This is a genomic window from Mycolicibacterium aichiense, from assembly GCF_010726245.1.
In the GTDB taxonomy this organism is placed as follows: domain Bacteria; phylum Actinomycetota; class Actinomycetes; order Mycobacteriales; family Mycobacteriaceae; genus Mycobacterium; species Mycobacterium aichiense.
This window is the reverse complement of record NZ_AP022561.1, coordinates 1,280,415-1,297,654: the sequence shown is the minus strand read 5'-3', so window position 1 is coordinate 1,297,654 and position 17,240 is coordinate 1,280,415. Positions and strand designations below refer to the sequence as shown.

The 17,240-nt window shown below is 68.8% G+C and carries 13 protein-coding genes; 5 read left to right on the top strand and 8 right to left on the bottom strand.

Annotated features, from left to right (window positions below):
- Positions 1–102 precede the first annotated feature (102 nt).
- Genes G6N32_RS06270 through nei2 form a run of 3 tightly spaced genes read left to right on the top strand, consistent with a single transcriptional unit; the run spans position 103 to position 6,854 of the window.
- Positions 103–4,614 (top strand): ATP-dependent helicase, encoded by a 4,512-nt coding sequence (locus G6N32_RS06270; RefSeq protein WP_115318790.1) that lies wholly within the window; start codon positions 103–105, stop codon positions 4,612–4,614.
- 59 nt (positions 4,615–4,673) lie between these two features.
- Positions 4,674–6,077, top strand: coding sequence for an HNH endonuclease signature motif containing protein (locus G6N32_RS06265; RefSeq protein WP_115316739.1), 1,404 nt, complete (start codon positions 4,674–4,676; stop codon positions 6,075–6,077).
- 9 nt (positions 6,078–6,086) lie between these two features.
- Complete coding sequence (gene nei2 / locus G6N32_RS06260) at positions 6,087–6,854, top strand: endonuclease VIII Nei2 (RefSeq protein ID WP_115316740.1); 768 nt, start codon at positions 6,087–6,089, stop codon at positions 6,852–6,854.
- Here nei2 and G6N32_RS06255 read toward each other — a convergent pair.
- From G6N32_RS06255 to G6N32_RS06240, 4 genes are all read right to left on the bottom strand, one after another.
- Positions 6,823–7,380, bottom strand: a complete 558-nt coding sequence (locus tag G6N32_RS06255) for a DUF1269 domain-containing protein (protein ID WP_115316741.1) — start codon at positions 7,378–7,380, stop codon at positions 6,823–6,825. The genes nei2 and G6N32_RS06255 overlap by 32 nt on opposite strands.
- 72 nt (positions 7,381–7,452) lie before the next feature.
- A complete protein-coding gene (locus tag G6N32_RS06250) occupies positions 7,453–8,319 on the bottom strand; it encodes a pseudouridine synthase (protein ID WP_115316742.1) in 867 nt (288 codons plus the stop codon).
- Positions 8,316–10,061, bottom strand: a complete 1,746-nt coding sequence (locus G6N32_RS06245) for a glycerol-3-phosphate dehydrogenase/oxidase (protein WP_115316743.1) — start codon at positions 10,059–10,061, stop codon at positions 8,316–8,318. Before G6N32_RS06245 ends, G6N32_RS06250 begins: the two co-directional genes overlap by 4 nt.
- 9 nt (positions 10,062–10,070) lie before the next feature.
- Positions 10,071–11,486: an NAD(P)H-quinone dehydrogenase gene (locus G6N32_RS06240; protein ID WP_115316744.1), complete on the bottom strand. Its 1,416-nt coding sequence runs from the start codon at positions 11,484–11,486 to the stop codon at positions 10,071–10,073.
- A gap of 63 nt (positions 11,487–11,549) precedes the next feature.
- On the opposite strand from G6N32_RS06240, the gene G6N32_RS06235 reads away from it, so the two are divergent.
- On the top strand, positions 11,550–12,032 hold the full coding sequence (locus tag G6N32_RS06235; protein WP_115316745.1) for a gamma-glutamylcyclotransferase family protein: 483 nt from the start codon (positions 11,550–11,552) through the stop codon (positions 12,030–12,032).
- A 1-nt stretch (position 12,033) separates the two neighbouring features.
- Here the strand turns inward: G6N32_RS06235 and galE are convergent, their stop codons facing one another.
- Genes galE through G6N32_RS06220 form a run of 3 tightly spaced genes read right to left on the bottom strand, consistent with a single transcriptional unit; the run spans position 12,034 to position 15,343 of the window.
- Positions 12,034–12,990 carry a UDP-glucose 4-epimerase GalE gene (gene galE, locus G6N32_RS06230; RefSeq protein WP_115316746.1) on the bottom strand — a complete coding sequence of 319 codons (957 nt, stop codon included), beginning with the start codon at positions 12,988–12,990 and terminating at the stop codon, positions 12,034–12,036.
- Complete coding sequence (locus G6N32_RS06225; RefSeq protein WP_036340433.1) at positions 12,990–14,159, bottom strand: amidohydrolase; 1,170 nt, start codon at positions 14,157–14,159, stop codon at positions 12,990–12,992. The genes galE and G6N32_RS06225 overlap by 1 nt, the downstream gene beginning before the upstream one ends.
- On the bottom strand, positions 14,156–15,343 hold the full coding sequence (locus G6N32_RS06220; protein WP_115316747.1) for a M20 family metallopeptidase: 1,188 nt from the start codon (positions 15,341–15,343) through the stop codon (positions 14,156–14,158). Before G6N32_RS06220 ends, G6N32_RS06225 begins: the two co-directional genes overlap by 4 nt.
- A 37-nt stretch (positions 15,344–15,380) precedes the next feature.
- Between G6N32_RS06220 and G6N32_RS06215 the strand changes: the two genes are divergently transcribed.
- A complete protein-coding gene (locus G6N32_RS06215) occupies positions 15,381–16,166 on the top strand; it encodes a purine-nucleoside phosphorylase (protein WP_232077526.1) in 786 nt (261 codons plus the stop codon).
- Here the strand turns inward: G6N32_RS06215 and G6N32_RS06210 are convergent.
- On the bottom strand, positions 16,085–17,197 hold the full coding sequence (locus G6N32_RS06210) for an AbrB family protein (RefSeq protein ID WP_115316748.1): 1,113 nt from the start codon (positions 17,195–17,197) through the stop codon (positions 16,085–16,087). The genes G6N32_RS06215 and G6N32_RS06210 overlap by 82 nt on opposite strands.
- Between the last annotated feature and the right edge of the window lie 43 nt (positions 17,198–17,240).

The window sequence follows — 17,240 nt, the reverse complement described above, 5'->3', positions numbered from 1 at the left end:
CGAACGTTCGATGATCTACATATCCGTCAATTGTGTCGCCGTCCACCCCGTCGACCTGTCGGTACCCCCTGGCACCCTGGAGTCGTGAGTCCCCCCGATCCGATGAGCCGGTTCAGTCCGCTGACGCGGCGCTGGTTCACGGGCACCTTCGCCCAGCCGACCGCTGCGCAGGCGCGGGCCTGGTCGGCGATCGCCGACGGGGACAACACCCTGGTCATCGCCCCGACGGGGTCGGGTAAGACGCTGGCGGCTTTTCTGTGGGCGATCGACCAGCTGGCTCAGGAGCCGGAGAAACGTGGTACCCGGGTCCTGTACGTCTCCCCCCTCAAGGCGCTGGCCGTCGACGTCGAACGCAACCTGCGCACCCCGCTGACCGGCATCACCCGTATTGCCGAACGCGATGGTGTGCCGGCCCCGCAGATCAGCGTCGGCGTGCGCTCCGGCGACACCCCACCAGCCCGCCGGCGCGAGCTCATCACCAAGCCGCCCGACATCCTGATCACCACCCCGGAGTCGCTGTTTCTGATGCTGACGTCCGCGGCTCGGGAGACGCTGACCGGCATCGAGACGGTGATCATCGACGAGGTACACGCGGTGGCCGCCACCAAGCGCGGCGCGCATCTTGCGGTGTCCCTGGAACGCCTCGATGCGCTGCTGGAAAAACCGGCCCAGCGCATCGGGCTCTCGGCGACCGTCAGCCCGCCCGAGGAAGTCGCCCGGTTCCTGTCGGGCGCCAGGCCGACGACCATCGTCGCGCCACCGGCGGCCAAGACGTTCGAGCTGACCGTGCAGGTGCCGGTGCCCGATATGGCCAACCTGGAGAACAACACCATCTGGCCCGATGTCGAGGCGCGCATCGTCGACCTCATCGAGGCACACAACTCGACGATCGTGTTCGCCAACTCGCGCCGCCTCGCCGAGCGGCTCACCGCCCGCATCAACGAGATTCATGCCGAACGCTCCGGCGTCGAGCTGGATGCGCCGCCCAACCGCCAGGTGCCCGGCGGACCACCGGCGCACATCATGGGCAGTGGCCAGACCTACGGAGCCGAGCCGCTGCTGGCCCGCGCCCACCACGGCTCGGTGTCCAAGGAGCAGCGCGCCGCGGTTGAGGACGACCTCAAAAGCGGACGGCTCAAGTCCGTGGTGGCGACATCGAGCCTGGAACTCGGAATCGACATGGGCGCCGTGGATCTGGTGATCCAGGTCGAAGCGCCACCGTCGGTGGCCAGCGGATTGCAGCGCGTCGGGCGGGCCGGGCACCAGGTCGGCGAGATCTCCCGCGGTGTGCTGTTCCCCAAGCACCGGACCGACCTGATCGGCTGTGCGGTCAGCGTGCAGCGCATGCTCGCCGGACAGATCGAGACCATGCGGGTACCCACCAATCCGCTCGACGTGCTGGCCCAGCACACCGTCGCCGCGTGCGCTCTGGAGCCGGTCAGTGCCGACGAGTGGTTCGACGTCGTGCGGCGCAGTGCCCCGTTTGCGACGTTGCCGCGCAGTGCCTTTGAAGCCACACTGGATCTGCTGTCGGGAAAGTACCCGTCGACGGATTTCGCCGAGCTACGGCCGCGACTGATCTATGACCGCGACAACGGCACCCTGACGGCGCGTCCCGGCGCACAGCGGCTGGCGGTCACCTCCGGGGGCGCCATCCCCGACCGCGGCATGTTCACCGTGTATCTGGCCACCGATTCCGAGAAACCCTCGCGGGTCGGTGAACTCGATGAAGAGATGGTGTACGAGTCCCGGCCCGGCGACGTCATCTCGCTGGGCGCCACCAGTTGGCGGATCACCGAGATCACCCACGACCGGGTGCTCGTCATCCCGGCGCCGGGGCAACCGGCGCGGCTACCGTTCTGGCGCGGCGACGACGCGGGCCGGCCCGCCGAGCTCGGCCAGGCGATCGGCAAGTTCACCGGCGAACTGGCCGGGATGGGCCGCGGCGATTTCGAAAAGCGGTGCAATGAGCTGGGTTTCGCCGACTACGCCACCGACAACCTCTGGCAGTTGCTCGACGACCAGCGCACCGCCACCGCCACCGTTCCCAGCGACACCACTCTGCTGGTCGAGCGTTTCCGCGACGAGCTCGGCGACTGGCGGGTGGTGCTGCACTCCCCCTACGGACTGAAGGTGCACGGCCCGCTGGCGCTGGCGGTCAGCCGCCGGCTGCTGGAGCGCTACGGAATCGACGAGAAGCCCACCGCCTCCGACGACGGCATCGTCGTGCGGTTACCGGACACCGAGGACGCCCCGCCCGGCGCCGACCTGTTCGTCTTCGCCCCCGACGAGATCGAGCCGCTGGTCACCACCGAGGTGGGCGGCTCGGCGCTGTTCGCGTCCCGGTTCCGGGAGTGCGCTGCGCGGGCGCTGTTGCTGCCCAGACGCCATCCGGGTAAGCGTTCGCCGTTGTGGCACCAGCGGCAGCGGGCGGCCCAATTGCTGGATGTGGCACGCAAATACCCCGACTTCCCGATCGTGTTGGAGGCGGTACGCGAATGCCTGCAGGACGTCTATGACGTTCCGACGCTGACCGACCTGATGAGCCGGATCGCCCAGCGCCGGGTGCGGCTGGTGGAGGTCGAGACTCCGATGCCGTCACCGTTCGCGGCATCGCTGATGTTCGGCTACGTCGGTGCGTTCATGTACGAGGGCGACAGCCCGCTGGCCGAGCGACGCGCGGCCGCGCTGTCGCTGGACAGCACCCTGTTGGCGGAGCTGCTGGGACGGGTCGAACTCCGGGAGCTGCTCGACCCCGACGTCATTGCCGCGACGTCGCGTCAGCTGCAACATCTTTCCGAGGACCGCAAGGCCCGGGACGCCGAAGGCGTGGCGGACCTGCTGCGCCTGCTCGGCCCGCTGACCGAGGCCGAGATCGCCGAGCGCTGTATCGCCAGCGATGTCGGCGCCTGGCTGGACGGACTGCATGCCTCTCGACGGGTATTGCCGCTGTCGTACGCCGGGCAGTCCTGGTGGGCCGGTATCGAGGACATCGGCCGGTTGCGCGACGCGGTCGGCGTCGCCGTGCCGGTGGGGGTCCCGGCGAGTTTCACCGAGGCGGTGGCGGACCCGCTCGGTGAGCTGATGGGCCGCTTCGCCCGTACCCGCGGCCCGTTCACCACCGCCGAGGCCGCCGCCCGGTTCGGTCTCGGCCTGCGGGTCGCCGCCGATGTGCTGGGCCGGATGTCGGTGGACGGCAAGCTGGTTCGCGGTGAGTTCGTCGCCGCGCCGGATGCAGACCAATGGTGTGACGCCGAGGTGCTGCGCATTCTGCGTCGGCGCTCGCTGGCGGCGCTGCGGGCCCAGGTGGAACCGGTCAGCACAGCGGCGTACGCGCGTTTTCTGCCGGCGTGGCAGCAGGTCGGCAGTTCTGCGACATCTGGGGTCGACGGTCTGGCGAGCGTGATCGACCAGCTGGCCGGGGTGCCGATCCCCGCATCAGCGGTCGAGCCGCTGGTGTTCGGCCCACGGGTGCGTGACTACCAGCCCGCGATGCTCGACGAGCTGCTGGCCTCGGGTGAGGTCACCTGGTCAGGAGCTGGCTCGATCTCGGGCAGCGACGGCTGGATCACGTTCCACCATGCCGACACCGCACCGCTGACGCTCGCGACTCCCGCCGAGATCGACTTCACCGATGCGCACCGCGCGATCCTCGAGGTCCTCGGCGAGCCCGGCGAGGCGCGCGGCGCGTTCTTCTTCCGGCAGCTGGTCGGCGGTTCGGAAGAGACCGCCAAAGCCGCTCTGTGGGATCTGATTTGGGCCGGCTGGGTCACCGGCGACACGTTTGCGCCGGTACGCGCCATGCTGGCGGGTGGACGCAAGCCCGGTACTCGTCGTGCCGCCGCACCGGCGCACCGGCAGCGACGGGCGCCGCGGTTGAGCCGCTATTCGGTGGCGCACGCCCAAGCCCGCTCGGTGGATTCGACGGTCGCCGGGCGGTGGTCGGCAGTGCCGGCTCGCGAGCCGGATTCGACTGTGCGGGCGCATTTCTCAGCGGAATTGTTGCTGAACCGCCATGGTGTGCTGACCAAGGGCGCAGCAGCCGCCGAGGGAGTGCCCGGCGGATTCGCCACGATGTACAAGGTGCTGACCGGTTTCGAGGAAGCCGGGCGATGCCAGCGCGGTTACTTCGTCGAGTCGCTCGGCGGAGCGCAGTTCGCGGTCGCGTCGACGGTCGACCGGCTGCGGACCTATCTCGACGGAGTGGATCCTGAGCGGCCCGACTACCACGCGGTCGTGCTGGCGGCCGCGGATCCGGCCAACCCGTATGGCGCGGCACTCCCCTGGCCGGCGCGCGCTGACGCCGACGCCGGCCATCGGCCCGGACGGAAGGCCGGCGCACTCGTCATCCTGGTGGACGGTGCGCTGGTGTGGTTCCTCGAGCGGGGCGGACGCTCGCTGGTGAACTTCAGCACCGACGACGAAGCGCAGCGCGCCGCGGCGGGAACGCTGGCCGACCTGGTGAGCAGCGGCCGTATCGGTGGCGTGCTGGTTGAAAAGCTGGACGGCATACCGGTTTTGGAGGCCGGTGCGCATGCCGACCGGAAGGCCACCGCCGACGCGCTGGTGGACGCCGGTTTCAGCCGCACTCCCCGCGGCCTGCGGTTGCGCTGAGGGTCACAGGGTTGTCCGATTCAGAAAACTTGTCGGGGAGCGAGAGTAGTATCGAACACATGTTCGAAGCGCGAACTGATGCCGATCTCCTCGAGACGATGCGCCGTGGGCAGCGCAATGAACGAGTCGCGATCGCAGAGCGACTTCTGGCTGCCGGCCGGCTCTGTCAGCACCGGATGCGGTCGGTCGAGGCAGCTGAACGCGCTCAGTGGTGCATCGACAACTGGGAGGCAGTCGCAGCCGAAGTGGCCGCCGAACTCGGCATCAGCCAAGGCCGCGCATCGTCGCAGATGAACTACGGCGTGCAGCTCATCGAACGGCTACCCAAACTGGGCGCGTTATTCGCCTCGGGCGCAATCGAATATCGCATCGTGATCACCGCAGTCTTCCGTACCGGCCTGATCACCGATGCGGACGTACTCGACGCCGTCGACACTCGGCTTGCGCAGCACGCCGCGGGGTGGAACACCTGCTCTGAGGAGAAACTCAAAGAGCGGATCGACTGGTTCGTCAGAGAACTTGATCCACATGCCGTGCGCGCCGCACGACAAGCCGACGATGACCGTCATATCGAGACCACCCCCGCGGCAGACGGAATGGCGGAAATCTACGGTCGCGTGCGAGCGTCAGACGCCGCAGCCTTCGACCAGCGCCTCAACCAGCTCGCCGCGACCGTGTGCCGGGATGACCCGCGCACCACTCGCCAACGCCGGTCGGATGCGTTGGGCGCGTGGGCAAACGGTGATTCGACGATGTGCTGCGATTGTGGATCCGAGGACTGCCCAGCTCGCTCGAGCAACGACTCCGCGCCGGGCCCCATCATCATTCACCTGCTGGCCGATGCCACGACGATCACCGGCGAAACGGACACTCCGGCGCTATTGCCGGGCTATGGCGGCATTCCGGCCGAGACCGTTCGAAGGTTGGCGAAGCGCGCGAAGCTCCGGCCGGTGGTCGGTGGCAAGGAGCTGAGCGCCGAACCCCGGTATCGACCTTCGGTCGCCCTGGCGGAATTCGTCCGCTGCCGGGATCTGACATGCCGATTCCCCGGGTGCGATCGCCCGGCGTCGATGACGGACATCGATCACACCGTGCCGTACCCGATCGGGCCCACGCATCCGTCGAACGTGAAACTACTGTGCCGGCTTCACCATCTGCTGAAGACTTTCTATGCCGGGCCGGGTGGCTGGACTGACCGTCAGTTGCCCGACGGCACAGTGGTCTGGACGTCTCCGTCGGGCCGCACCTACACCACGAAACCTGGCGGCGCGCTGTTCTTTCCGCAGCTTTTCACTCCGACCGCGGAGCTGAAGCCGCCCAAGACCCCGAGCCCGAGTCCGCCCGGACGCGGTGTGATGATGCCGGCTCGCCGCCGGACCCGCGCCCAAGACCGGGCCAATCGGATCCGCTGGGAACGCGGACTCAACGAGGCGAGAGCTACCGCCCATCCCCCGCCCTTCTAGGCTGGAACCATGCCCGAAGGCGACACCGTCTTCCGCACCGCGGCCAACCTGCGCGAGGCGCTGGTCGGTAGGACGCTGACGCGGTGCGATATCCGCGTGCCGCGCTACGCCACCGTGGACCTCGCCGGCCAGACCGTCGACGAGGTGATCAGTCGCGGTAAGCACCTGTTCATCCGAGTGGGCCCGGCCAGCATCCACTCACACCTGAAGATGGACGGCGCATGGCGGGTCGGCCCGAAGGGCAAACCCGTCCGCAACGCCTACAAGATCCGAATCATTCTGGAAGCGGACGATATCCAGGCGTTGGGCATCGACCTCGGCGTCCTGGAGATTCTTGACCGGGAGCACGACGAAGATGCCGTCGCCCACCTGGGGCCCGATCTCCTCGGCGACGACTGGGATCCCACAGTGGCGGCAGCGAACCTTGCCCAGGACCCCGACCGCCCCATCGCACCGGCCCTGCTCGATCAGCGCAACCTCGCCGGCGTCGGAAACGTCTACGCCAACGAACTCTGCTTCGTGTTCGGCCGACTCCCCACCAGTCCAGTCAGCAGCCTCTCCGATCCGCTGCGGGTCGTCACCAGAGCGCGAGACATGTTGTGGGCGAATCGAACACGAATGAATCGCACCACCACCGGCAACCGCAGAGGCGGCCAAGACCTCTGGGTCTACGGCCGAGCCGGTGAGCCGTGCCGCCGTTGCGGCACCCCGATTCGCCGCGCCGAGTCCTCCGACGACGACCGCGTCACGTACTGGTGCCCGTCGTGTCAGCGGTAACCGGGTCGGCCGGCGGGTGAGTGATTTTCGCGATCTCGTCGGCCACCAGTTCGTCGAGGCTGTTGATCGTGGCGCGGTCCATCCGGATCGACCTCATTTCGGCGGCGCGATACAGAGTCGACTCAACGGGTCCGCGGCCGTTGGGATAGACCAGGGCAACCACCACCCCGGTACCGGCCTCGAGTGCGCCGCCCACTTCACGTTGTAGACCGATGCGCAGCTCGTGCTCGGCGAACGCGCCCACCAGCGCGCCTGCCGCTCCCCCGACGACGACGGCGAGGCCCACTGGTGGCAGGAACAGTCCGAACAGGATCCCCAGCCCGGCGCCCATACCGAGGGCGACCCGGCCGTGCCGATTGTGCGCCTCCAAGACGTGCGGCTGCCCTTCGGCGTCCTTCGTGACCAAGGCCGCAGCCCGCAATTCCAAGCCGTGCTTGATCCGCTTCTCCAGCTCGTGGAAGTCGGAGGCGGCCCGCTCGACGTCAGGGTATGCGGCTACCAGCACCAACTCATGATCGTCGTCCATACCTCGAGCGTCACGCGGTTCACAGCCAACCACCAGGGACCGAAGGTCACCGCCCCGAGGGCATTGGTCCCTTCAGTGCACGCCGGCCGAGCTCACGAACGACCGCGGCTCACCGGACAGCGGATCGTCGAACTCGAGCCGCTGCGCCACCAGCTGCAGCGGGGCGGAGAAGTCGTCGGCGGCCACCTCGACGATCCGTGGATAGAGCGGGTCGTTGTCGATCGGCAGACCCAGCGAAGCCATGTGCACCCGCAACTGATGCGTGCGTCCGGTCCGCGGGCTCAGCCGATACCAGCCCTCGCCCAGCGCCTCGACCAGCGTCTCGGCGTTCGGCTCGCCGGGTTCCTCGACGGCCTGTAACACGCTGCGCCGCTTGATTATTCGACTGCGTACTACCGCCGGAAGAGCAACCGACGCCGACGAAGACGAGCGCGCCACATACGTCTTGGACACCAGCCCCCGCGCGAACAACGTCTGATAGGCGCCGCGCACCTCACGCCGCACGGTGAACAGCAACACCCCCGCGGTCAGCCGGTCCAGCCGATGCGCGGGACTCAACTCGGGCAGATCAAGCGACCGGCGCAGCCGCACCAAGGCCGTCTGCGCGACATGCCGGCCACGCGGCATGGTGGCCAGGAAGTGCGGCTTGTCGACCACCACGATGTCGTCGTCGCGGTAGAGCACCGGAATCTCGAACGGCACCACCACCTCGTCGGGCAGCTCCCGATACAGGTACACATGCGCACCGGGCGGCAATACCGACGACGGCGTGATCACCGCACCGTCGGCGTCGACCACCTCGCCGTTGAACACTTTCTCGGCAGCAGCCGCGCCGAACCGGTCGGCCAGCTCGACGAGCACCGCTCCGCCACGCAGGCGCACCCGCGCCGGGCCCACCCCGTCGCGATCCGGGAGTGGGGCCGAGCGACGCCGCCTCAAGTAAGCGGCACCGGCTCGAGGATCTCGGCGCGGGCCTCGGGCGCCGACGCACGCAGGGCATCAGCGGACTCGTCGTCGGGCTGAGCCTGCGACAGAACCTCGGCCTCCACCCGCGCCAGATAGGTATCCACCTCGCGGTCGATGTCGTCGCGACTCCAGCCCAGAATCGGCGCGACGACCTCGGCGACCTCGCGGGCGCAGTCCACGCCGCGGTGCGGGTATTCGATCGAGATCCGCATCCGCCGGGCCAGGATGTCCTCCAGGTGCAGTGCGCCTTCGGCAGCCGCGGCGTAGGCGGCCTCCACCTTGAGGTACACCGGCGCCTCGGTGATCGGATCCAGCAGCTCCGGCTTGTCGGCGGCCAGGGCCAGGACGTCGCCGATCAGCGAGCCGTACCGGTCCAGCAGGTGCCGCACCCGATAGGGGTGCAGCCCATACCCGGCGCCCACACTCTGGGTTTGGTTGACCAGCGCGAAGTATCCGTCGGCGCCCATCAGCGGGACCTTCTCGGTGATCGACGGCGCCACCCGCGCCGGGATGTACTCGGCAGCGGCGTCCACCGCATCCTGCGCCATCACCCGATACGTGGTGTATTTGCCCCCGGCAATCGCGACCAGGCCCGGCGACGGCACCGCCACCGCGTGCTCGCGAGACAGCTTGGACGTCTCTTCGCTTTCCCCGGCCAGCAGCGGACGCAGCCCGGCGTACACCCCGTCGATGTCATCGTGCGTGAGTGGGGTGGCCAGCACGGTGTTGACGTGGCCCAGGATGTAGTCGATGTCGGCCTTCGTCGCGGCCGGATGCGCCAGGTCGAGGTTCCAGTCGGTGTCGGTGGTGCCGATGATCCAGTGTGTGCCCCACGGGATCACGAACAGCACCGACTTCTCGGTGCGCAGGATGATCGCCACCTCGGACACGATCCGATCCCGGGGCACCACGACGTGCACGCCTTTGGACGCGCGCACCCGGAACCGGCCACGCTCCTTGCTCAAGGCCTGGATCTCGTCGGTCCACACCCCGGTCGCGTTGATCACGACGTGACCGCGGACGTCCTCCACCGCACCGTCCTCGGAGTCGCGGATCTGGACTCCGATCACCCGGTCGCCCTCCCGCAGCAGCGAGACCACCTGGGTCGAGGTGCGCACCACGGCGCCGTAGTGCGCGGCGGTGCGGGCAACGGTCATGGTGTGCCGGGCGTCATCGACGACGGTGTCGTAGTAGCGGATTCCGCCGATCAGCGAGCTGCGCTTGAGTCCCGGCGCCAGCCGAAGCGCACCCGACTTCGTCAAATGCTTTTGCGCCGGAACGGATTTCGCGCCGCCGAGCTGGTCGTAGAGGAAAATGCCCGCCGCGACGTATGGCCGCTCCCAGACCCGCTTGGTCAGCGGGAACAGAAACGGCAGCGGCTTGACCAGATGCGGCGCCAGCGTGGTCAACGACAGTTCACGCTCGTGCAGTGCCTCGCGGACCAGGCCGAACTCCAGCTGCTCGAGGTAGCGCAGACCACCGTGGAACATCTTGGAACTGCGGCTCGATGTGCCCGAGGCGAAGTCGCGCGCCTCGACGAGGGCCACTTTGAGCCCGCGGGTCGCGGCATCCAGTGCGCAGCCCGCACCGACCACACCGCCGCCGATGACGACGACGTCGAACTGTTCGCTGCCCAGCCGCTGCCAGGCGTGCGCACGCTCGGTTGGTCCGAGATAGGTCTGACCGGTGCCCGGTCGAAGGATCGGGTCGCTCATGGCCCCAGGCTAGTCGAGATCGTCGTGGGCCATCAGGCGGCGCGCAGCCTCGACGATCGAGCCGGACAGTGACGGGTACACCGACAGCGTCTGTGCCAGATCGGTCACCGAGATGCGGTTTTGCACCGCAAGGGCGATCGGCAGGATCAATTCGGAGGCGATCGGGGCGACCACCACACCGCCGATGACGACGCCGGTGGCAGGCCGGCAGAAGATCTTGACGAAGCCGCGCTTGAGCAGCGACATCTTCGCGCGGGCGTTGGTGGTCAGCGGCAGCATCAGGGTCCTGGCCGGGACCGATCCGCTGTCGATCGCGGTTTGCGGCACGCCGACGGCGGCGATCTCGGGCCGGGTGAATGTGGCCGAAGCAACAGTGCGCAGCCGGATCGGGGCCACTCCCTCGCCCAGCGCGTGGTACATCGCGATGCGGCCCTGCATGGCCGCGACCGAAGCCAGCAGCAGTAGCCCGGTGCAGTCGCCTGCGGCGTAGATCCCGGCCGCCGAGGTGCGCGACACCCGGTCCACCGGGATGTAGTTGCCCGGGCCGAGTTCGATGCCGACCCGCTCGAGGCCAAGGCCCGACGTGTTCGGTACCGATCCGACCGTCATCAGCGCGTGGCTGCCCTCGACGACGCGGCCGTCGGCCATCGTGACCTTCACCCCGGTGCCGGTGCTGACCACCGAGTCGGCCCTGGCGTTCTTGACCAGCGTCACGCCGCGCTCGGCGAAGGTCTCCTCCAGCACGGCCGCGGCGTCGCTGTCCTCGTGGGGCAGGATCTGGTCGCGGCTGGCGACGACGGTGACGTCGACGCCCAGTTCGGTATAGGCATTACAGAACTCGGCACCGGTGACGCCGGAGCCGACGATGACCAGATGTTCGGGCAGCTCGGGCAGGTCGTAGAGCTGGCGCCAGGTCAGAATCCGCTTGCCGTCGGGCACCGCGTTGGGCAGGACGCGCGGGCTGGCCCCGGTGGCGATCAACACGACGTCGGCCTTGAGCACGCCAACCTGGCCGGAGGGGGTGGTGACCTTCACCCGGTGGTGTGCCATACCGGGGACCGCGTCGATCAGCTCGCCGTGGCCCTGTACGACGTTGACCTTCTCGCGCAACAGCTGGGTGCCGATATCGGCGGACTGGGAGCGGGCCAGGGTCTTGACGCGGTTGTTGATGTCGGGCAGCGAGATCTTGGCGGCGTCGATGCCGATCTCGAATCCCAGGCCCGCGGCGCGGCGCAGTTCGGTGCGAACCCCGGTGGAGGCGATGAACGTCTTGGAGGGCACGCAGTCGAAGAGCACGCAGGCTCCGCCGATGCCGTCGGAGTCCACCACGGTGACCTCGGCGACCTCCCGGCCGCGACCCGCGGCAACCAGTGCCGCCTCGTAGCCGGCCGGCCCCCCACCGATGATCACGATCCGCGTCGTCACCCGGACAAGGCTAGTTGACCCGGTCCCTGCGCTCCCGGCGAGCGGACGCTCTAGGCTTTCCCCGTGCCGCTCTACGCCGCGTATGGATCCAACATGCATCCCGAGCAGATGCTGGAGCGTGCGCCGCACTCCCCGATGGCCGGAACCGGCTGGCTGCACGGCTGGCGGCTGACCTTCGCCGGGGAGGACATCGGCTGGGAGGGCGCGCTGGCGACCCTGGTCGAGGACCCCGGCTCCAAGGTGTTCGTGGTGCTCTATGACATGACACCGGCCGACGAGGCGAACCTGGACCGCTGGGAAGGCTCCGAGCTCGGCTTCCACAAGAAGATCAGATGCCGCATCGAATGCGAATCGACGGACACCACAACCGATCCCGTGCTCGCCTGGCTGTATGTGCTGGACGCCTGGGAGGGCGGTCTACCGTCGGCGCGCTACATCGGTGTGATGGCCGACGCCGCCGAGATTGCAGGCGCCCCCGCCGAGTACGTGCACGACCTGCGCACCCGGCCCGCGAGCAATGTCGGCCCGGGCCACGGCAGCGGCTAGATCAGCGCGAGCGAGCGAATTCCCAAGCGTCGGAGACGATCTCGTCAATCGTGGTGTGCTGAGGCTTCCACCCGAGCTCGGTGATGGCCTTCTCACTCGACGCGATGAGCACGGCCGGGTCGCCCGCTCGGCGTTCGACGTCACGCGCCGCGATCGACGTACCGGTAATCCGCTCACAGCTGGCGATCACCTCGCGGACCGAAAAGCCGGTGCCGTTGCCCAGGTTGTAGATCTGATGTTCGCCGGGCTTGGAGTTCTGCAGCGCCAGCAGGTGCGCGTCGGCCAGATCGCGAACATGGATGTAGTCGCGAATGCAGGTCCCATCCGGCGTCGGCCAGTCGTTGCCGAACACCAGGATCTCCTGGCGCTGCCCGGTGGCGACCTGCAGCACCAGTGGAATCAGGTGCGACTCGACCGGGTGGCGCTCCCCCAGTCCGGCGTACGCCCCGGCGATGTTGAAGTACCGCAGACTGGTCGCGGCCAGCCCGTGCGCGATGGCGTACGACGTGATCGCATGGTCGATCGCCAGCTTCGTGGCGCCGTAGGCGCTGGTCGGCTTGGTCGGCGCGTCCTCGGTGATCGGCACCGACTCCGGTTCGCCGTAGGTGGCCGCAGTCGAGGAGAACACCAACCGCGGCACACCGGCAAGGCGGATCGCCTCCAGCAAGTGCAGCGTCTTGATGACGTTGCCGTCCCAGTACCGCTCCGGCGCCTCAACCGACTCGCCCACCATGATCTTCGCGGCGAAGTGCAAGACGCCGTCAAAGGATCGGTCGCCGAGCAGTTCCGGTGCGACATCGACCATGTCGGCCTCGACGAACCGCGCACCGGACGGCACCGCGTCAGCGTTGCCTGTGGACAGATCGTCGACGACGACAACCTCGTGCCCCTGCTCCACCAGCACCTGGGCGCACACGCTGCCGACATAGCCCGCGCCGCCGGTGACCAAAAGCTTCATCAATACCCCGCGGATTGCTCGACGATGTTGACCAGAACTCGAACCCCTACTGCAAGTGCCCGCTCGTCGAGGTCGAACGTCGGCTGGTGCAGGTCCAGCTGCGGTCCGCGCCCGCTCCACACCCCGAGCCGCGCCATCGCGCCGGGCACCTCCTCCAGATACCAGGAGAAGTCCTCACCGCCGCCGGACTGACGGGTGTCGGCGAGTGCGTCGGGCGCCACCGCCTCGATCGCGTGCGTCATGATCTGCGTCGAGCGCTCCTCGTTGACCACCGGCGGCACACCGCGATGGTAGTGCAGGGTGTGTTCGATGCCCAGCGGAGCAAGAAGTCCCGAAACAATCTCCTGCACAAGACTTTCCATGCCAACCCAGGTTTCCCGGCTTGCGGTCCGCACCGTGCCCGCCAGCGACCCGGACTGCGGGATCGCGTTGGCCGCAACACCGGCATTGGCCGCGCCCCAGACCATGACGGTCGAGTGCCGCGGATCGACGCGCCGGGACAGCACCCCGGGCAGCCCGGTGATCAGCGTGCCCATCCCGTAGACCAGATCCGAGGTCAGGTGCGGCCGCGACGTGTGGCCGCCGGGCGACGTCAGCGTGATCTCGATCGAGTCCGCCGCCGACGTGATCGGTCCAGGAATGATCGCGACCCGGCCCACCGCGAGGCGGGGATCGCAGTGCAGCGCGAAGATTCGCGAAACCCCCACCAGCGCACCGGCGGCGATCGCGTCGATCGCGCCACCGGGCATCAGCTCCTCGGCGGCCTGGAAGATCAGGCGCACACCCACCGGCAGCTCGGGCACCGACGCCAGTGCGGTCGCTGCGCCGATCAGCATCGCGGTGTGCGCGTCGTGCCCGCAGGCGTGCGCGATGTTCGGCATGGTCGAGCTGTACGGCGCACCGGTGCGCTCGGCCATCGGCAGCGCGTCCATATCGGCGCGCAGCGCGATCCGCGGCGCGTGCTCGGGCCCGAAGTCACACGTCAGTCCCGTCCCGCCCGGCAGCACCTTCGGGTTCAGGCCGGCCTCGACGAGGCGGTCGGCGACGAACTGGGTGGTGGCGAACTCCTGGCGACCGAGCTCGGGATACCGGTGGATGTGGCGGCGCCACTGCACCAGATCGTCGAAGTGGCTGGCCAACCAGGACTCGGTCGTATCGGCGATGCTCATGCCCGCACCCCCCGACGGTCTCGCAGCTCCAGCACCCGATCTCGCTCGGCGGGCGTCTGCGCCAACCGAACCACGGTGCGCGCCAACATGATTGCACCCTCGGTGACGGCGCGGTCGCCACTGGGGCCGGCGGCCGCGACGGTGAAGCCGGGCTGGTGGATCACCGCGCCGCCCGATTCGATGCCGACCACCGGGTGGATGCCCGGCAGCAGCTGCGTCACATTGCCCATATCGGTACTCCCCAGCGGCATGGCGGCCTCCACCTCGGCGGGCACCGGACTGCGACCCATCGTGATCATCTCGTCGCGGAACACCTCGGCCAGCCACCGATCCGGGGTCAGCTCGGCGTACGGGGGCGCGGCTTCGGCGATCTCGTATTCACATCCGGTCGCGACCGCACCCGCCACGAAGCAGCCGCGCATCTTGGCCTCCAGTTCCTGCAGCGAATCGGTGGCAGGGGCCCGCATCGTGTACTGCAGCCGGGCCCGGCCGGGGATGATGTTCGTGGCCGATCCGCCCTCGGTGACGATGCCGTGGGTCAGCTGACCGGGCGCCATCTGCTGGCGCAGCAAGCCGATCGCCACCTGCGCGACGGTCACCGCGTCAGCGGCGTTGACACCCAGATGCGGCGCGACGGCCGCATGCGACTCCCGCCCGGTATAGGTGACGACCACCTCGGAGAGCGCCAGCGAGCGCGCGGCGGCGATGTCGATCGGCCCGGGATGCAGCATGACGGCCGCGGCGACGTCGTCGAACACCCCGGCCTCGATCAGCAGCGCCTTGCCGCCACCGGACTCCTCGGCGGGGGTGCCGATCAGAGCGACGGTGAGCCCCAGTTCGTCGGCCACCTCGGCCAGCGCCAGGGCGGTGCCGACCGCCGATGCCGCGATGATGTTGTGTCCGCAGGCGTGGCCGATGCCGGGCAGCGCGTCGTATTCGGCGCAGATCCCGATCACCAGCGGGCCGGACCCGAAATCGGCGCGGAACGCGGTGTCCAATCCGCCCGCCGCCGCGCTGATCTGGAAGCCTCGTTCGGCCACCAGCACCTGTGCCTTGGCGCAGCTGCGGTGCTCGTCGAAGGCGAGTTCGGGCTCGGCGTGGATGGCGTGCGAGAGTTCGATCAGATCGCCACCACGAGCCGCGACCACGTCCTCGACGCGGGTCGACGCTGTGGCTGTGGGCATCAACGCAGTATCGCATTCACGACTAGGCTCGCTGGCTGTGAGTCCAGACGCCGAGCATGCCGCAGCGGTGATCGCCGAGCACAGCGGCATACCGCGGCACGACGTCGCCGTTGTCCTCGGATCGGGGTGGGCGCCCGCGGCCGCGGCGCTCGGTACGCCCGTCGCCGAGATCCCGATGGCGACGATTCCCGGCTTCACACCGCCGTCGGCGCTGGGCCATCGCGGCCGGGTGCTGTCGGTGCCGTTGGGTTCGCACAACGTGCTGGTGCTGCTGGGCCGCATCCACGCCTACGAGGGCCACGACCTGCGCACGATCGTCCACCCGGTGCGGACCGCCCGGGCCGCGGGCGCACAGGTCGTGGTGTTGACCAACGCCGCAGGCGGGCTGCGACCCGAGTATCAGGTCGGCCAACCGGTGCTGATCGCCGATCACCTGAACCTCACGGCCCGCTCACCGCTGGTCGGTGCGCAGTTCGTCGACCTGGTCGACGCGTACTCCCCGCGGCTGCGCGCGCTGGCCCGCGACGTGGACCCGAGCCTGGCCGAGGGCGTCTACGCCGGGGTGCCCGGTCCGCATTACGAGACGCCCGCCGAGATCCGGATGCTCCGCACGCTGGGTGCCGACCTGGTCGGGATGTCGACGGTGCACGAAACCATCGCCGCGCGGGCAGCCGGCGCCGAGGTGCTGGGATTGTCGCTGGTGACGAACCTGGCTGCCGGGATGACCGGCGAGCCGCTCAGTCACGACGAGGTTCTGGCCGCCGGCCGCGCGTCGGCCACCGCGATGGGCTCGCTGCTGGCGTCGGTCCTGTCGCGTCTGTAGGCCAGCCGGACGAATCCGCGGGCCAGCATCGGTGCGGCGAACAACATCAGCAGGACCCGCAGCACCTGCGCGGCGATGATGAAGGTGACATTGGAACCGGTCTCCACCGCAGTGGCCAGCACCGCGTAGATACCGCCCGGACTGGTGGCCAGATAGCCGTCGAGCATGCTGACGCCGGTGATCGTGGACAGCGCCACACCGAGGCCGGCGGTCGCGACGTTGAGCAGCACGATCAATCCGAGCGCGGTCGGCAGGAGGCGTTCGATCGCCCGGAGTGATTCGCGGGTGAACGCCACCCCGGCCTGCCAGCCGATCAGCATGTAGGACACCGACACCAGCACCGCGGGCACGGCAAGCCCGAAGGACACCCCACTGAGTTCGGCCACGATCGTCAGCGCCATCGGACCGAGCAGGCCCGATCCGGGCAGCCGGGCCAACCGGCCGGCCACCGCCCCGACGACCACCAGCGCGACGATCATCGCCAGGCTCAGATACCAAGGCGCTGAATGGGATTGGGTGGCCCGCACGGCGTGCGCGGACCGTTCGGCGCGATACACGAGGGTGACGACGACGGGCATCGATGCGGTGATCACCGCGACGCGCAGGTATTGGACGACGGCGACGACACGATCGTCTCCGCCGAGCTCACGCGCGATCGCCACCAGTCCAGACGCTCCGCCTGCGACCAGGGCCAGCGCGCCGGTCAGAGCGCTGATGTCACGGTGCAGGCCGAGCAGTGCGCCGGCGCCGATACTGAGGAGCAGCGTGATCACGCCGACGCCGAGCACCGCCGGCCAGTTCGGCCCCAGGGCCGAGAGTGCGTCGGAATGCACCATGGTGCCGATGTAGACACCGAGTACACCTTGGGCGGCCAGGCCCGCGCGGCGCGGCACGCTGGCGGGCGCCAACCGGGCGATCGCGAGCACGATGCCGACCAGCAAGGCGGCGAACAGCGCGGCGGACGGGACGCCCAGGCGATCCAGCGGGACAGTGACTCCGATCGTCGCCACCACCAGCAATATCCACCGCATAATTCCAAGTATGCCCTTATTTATTAGCGTCTGCTACCCGCGT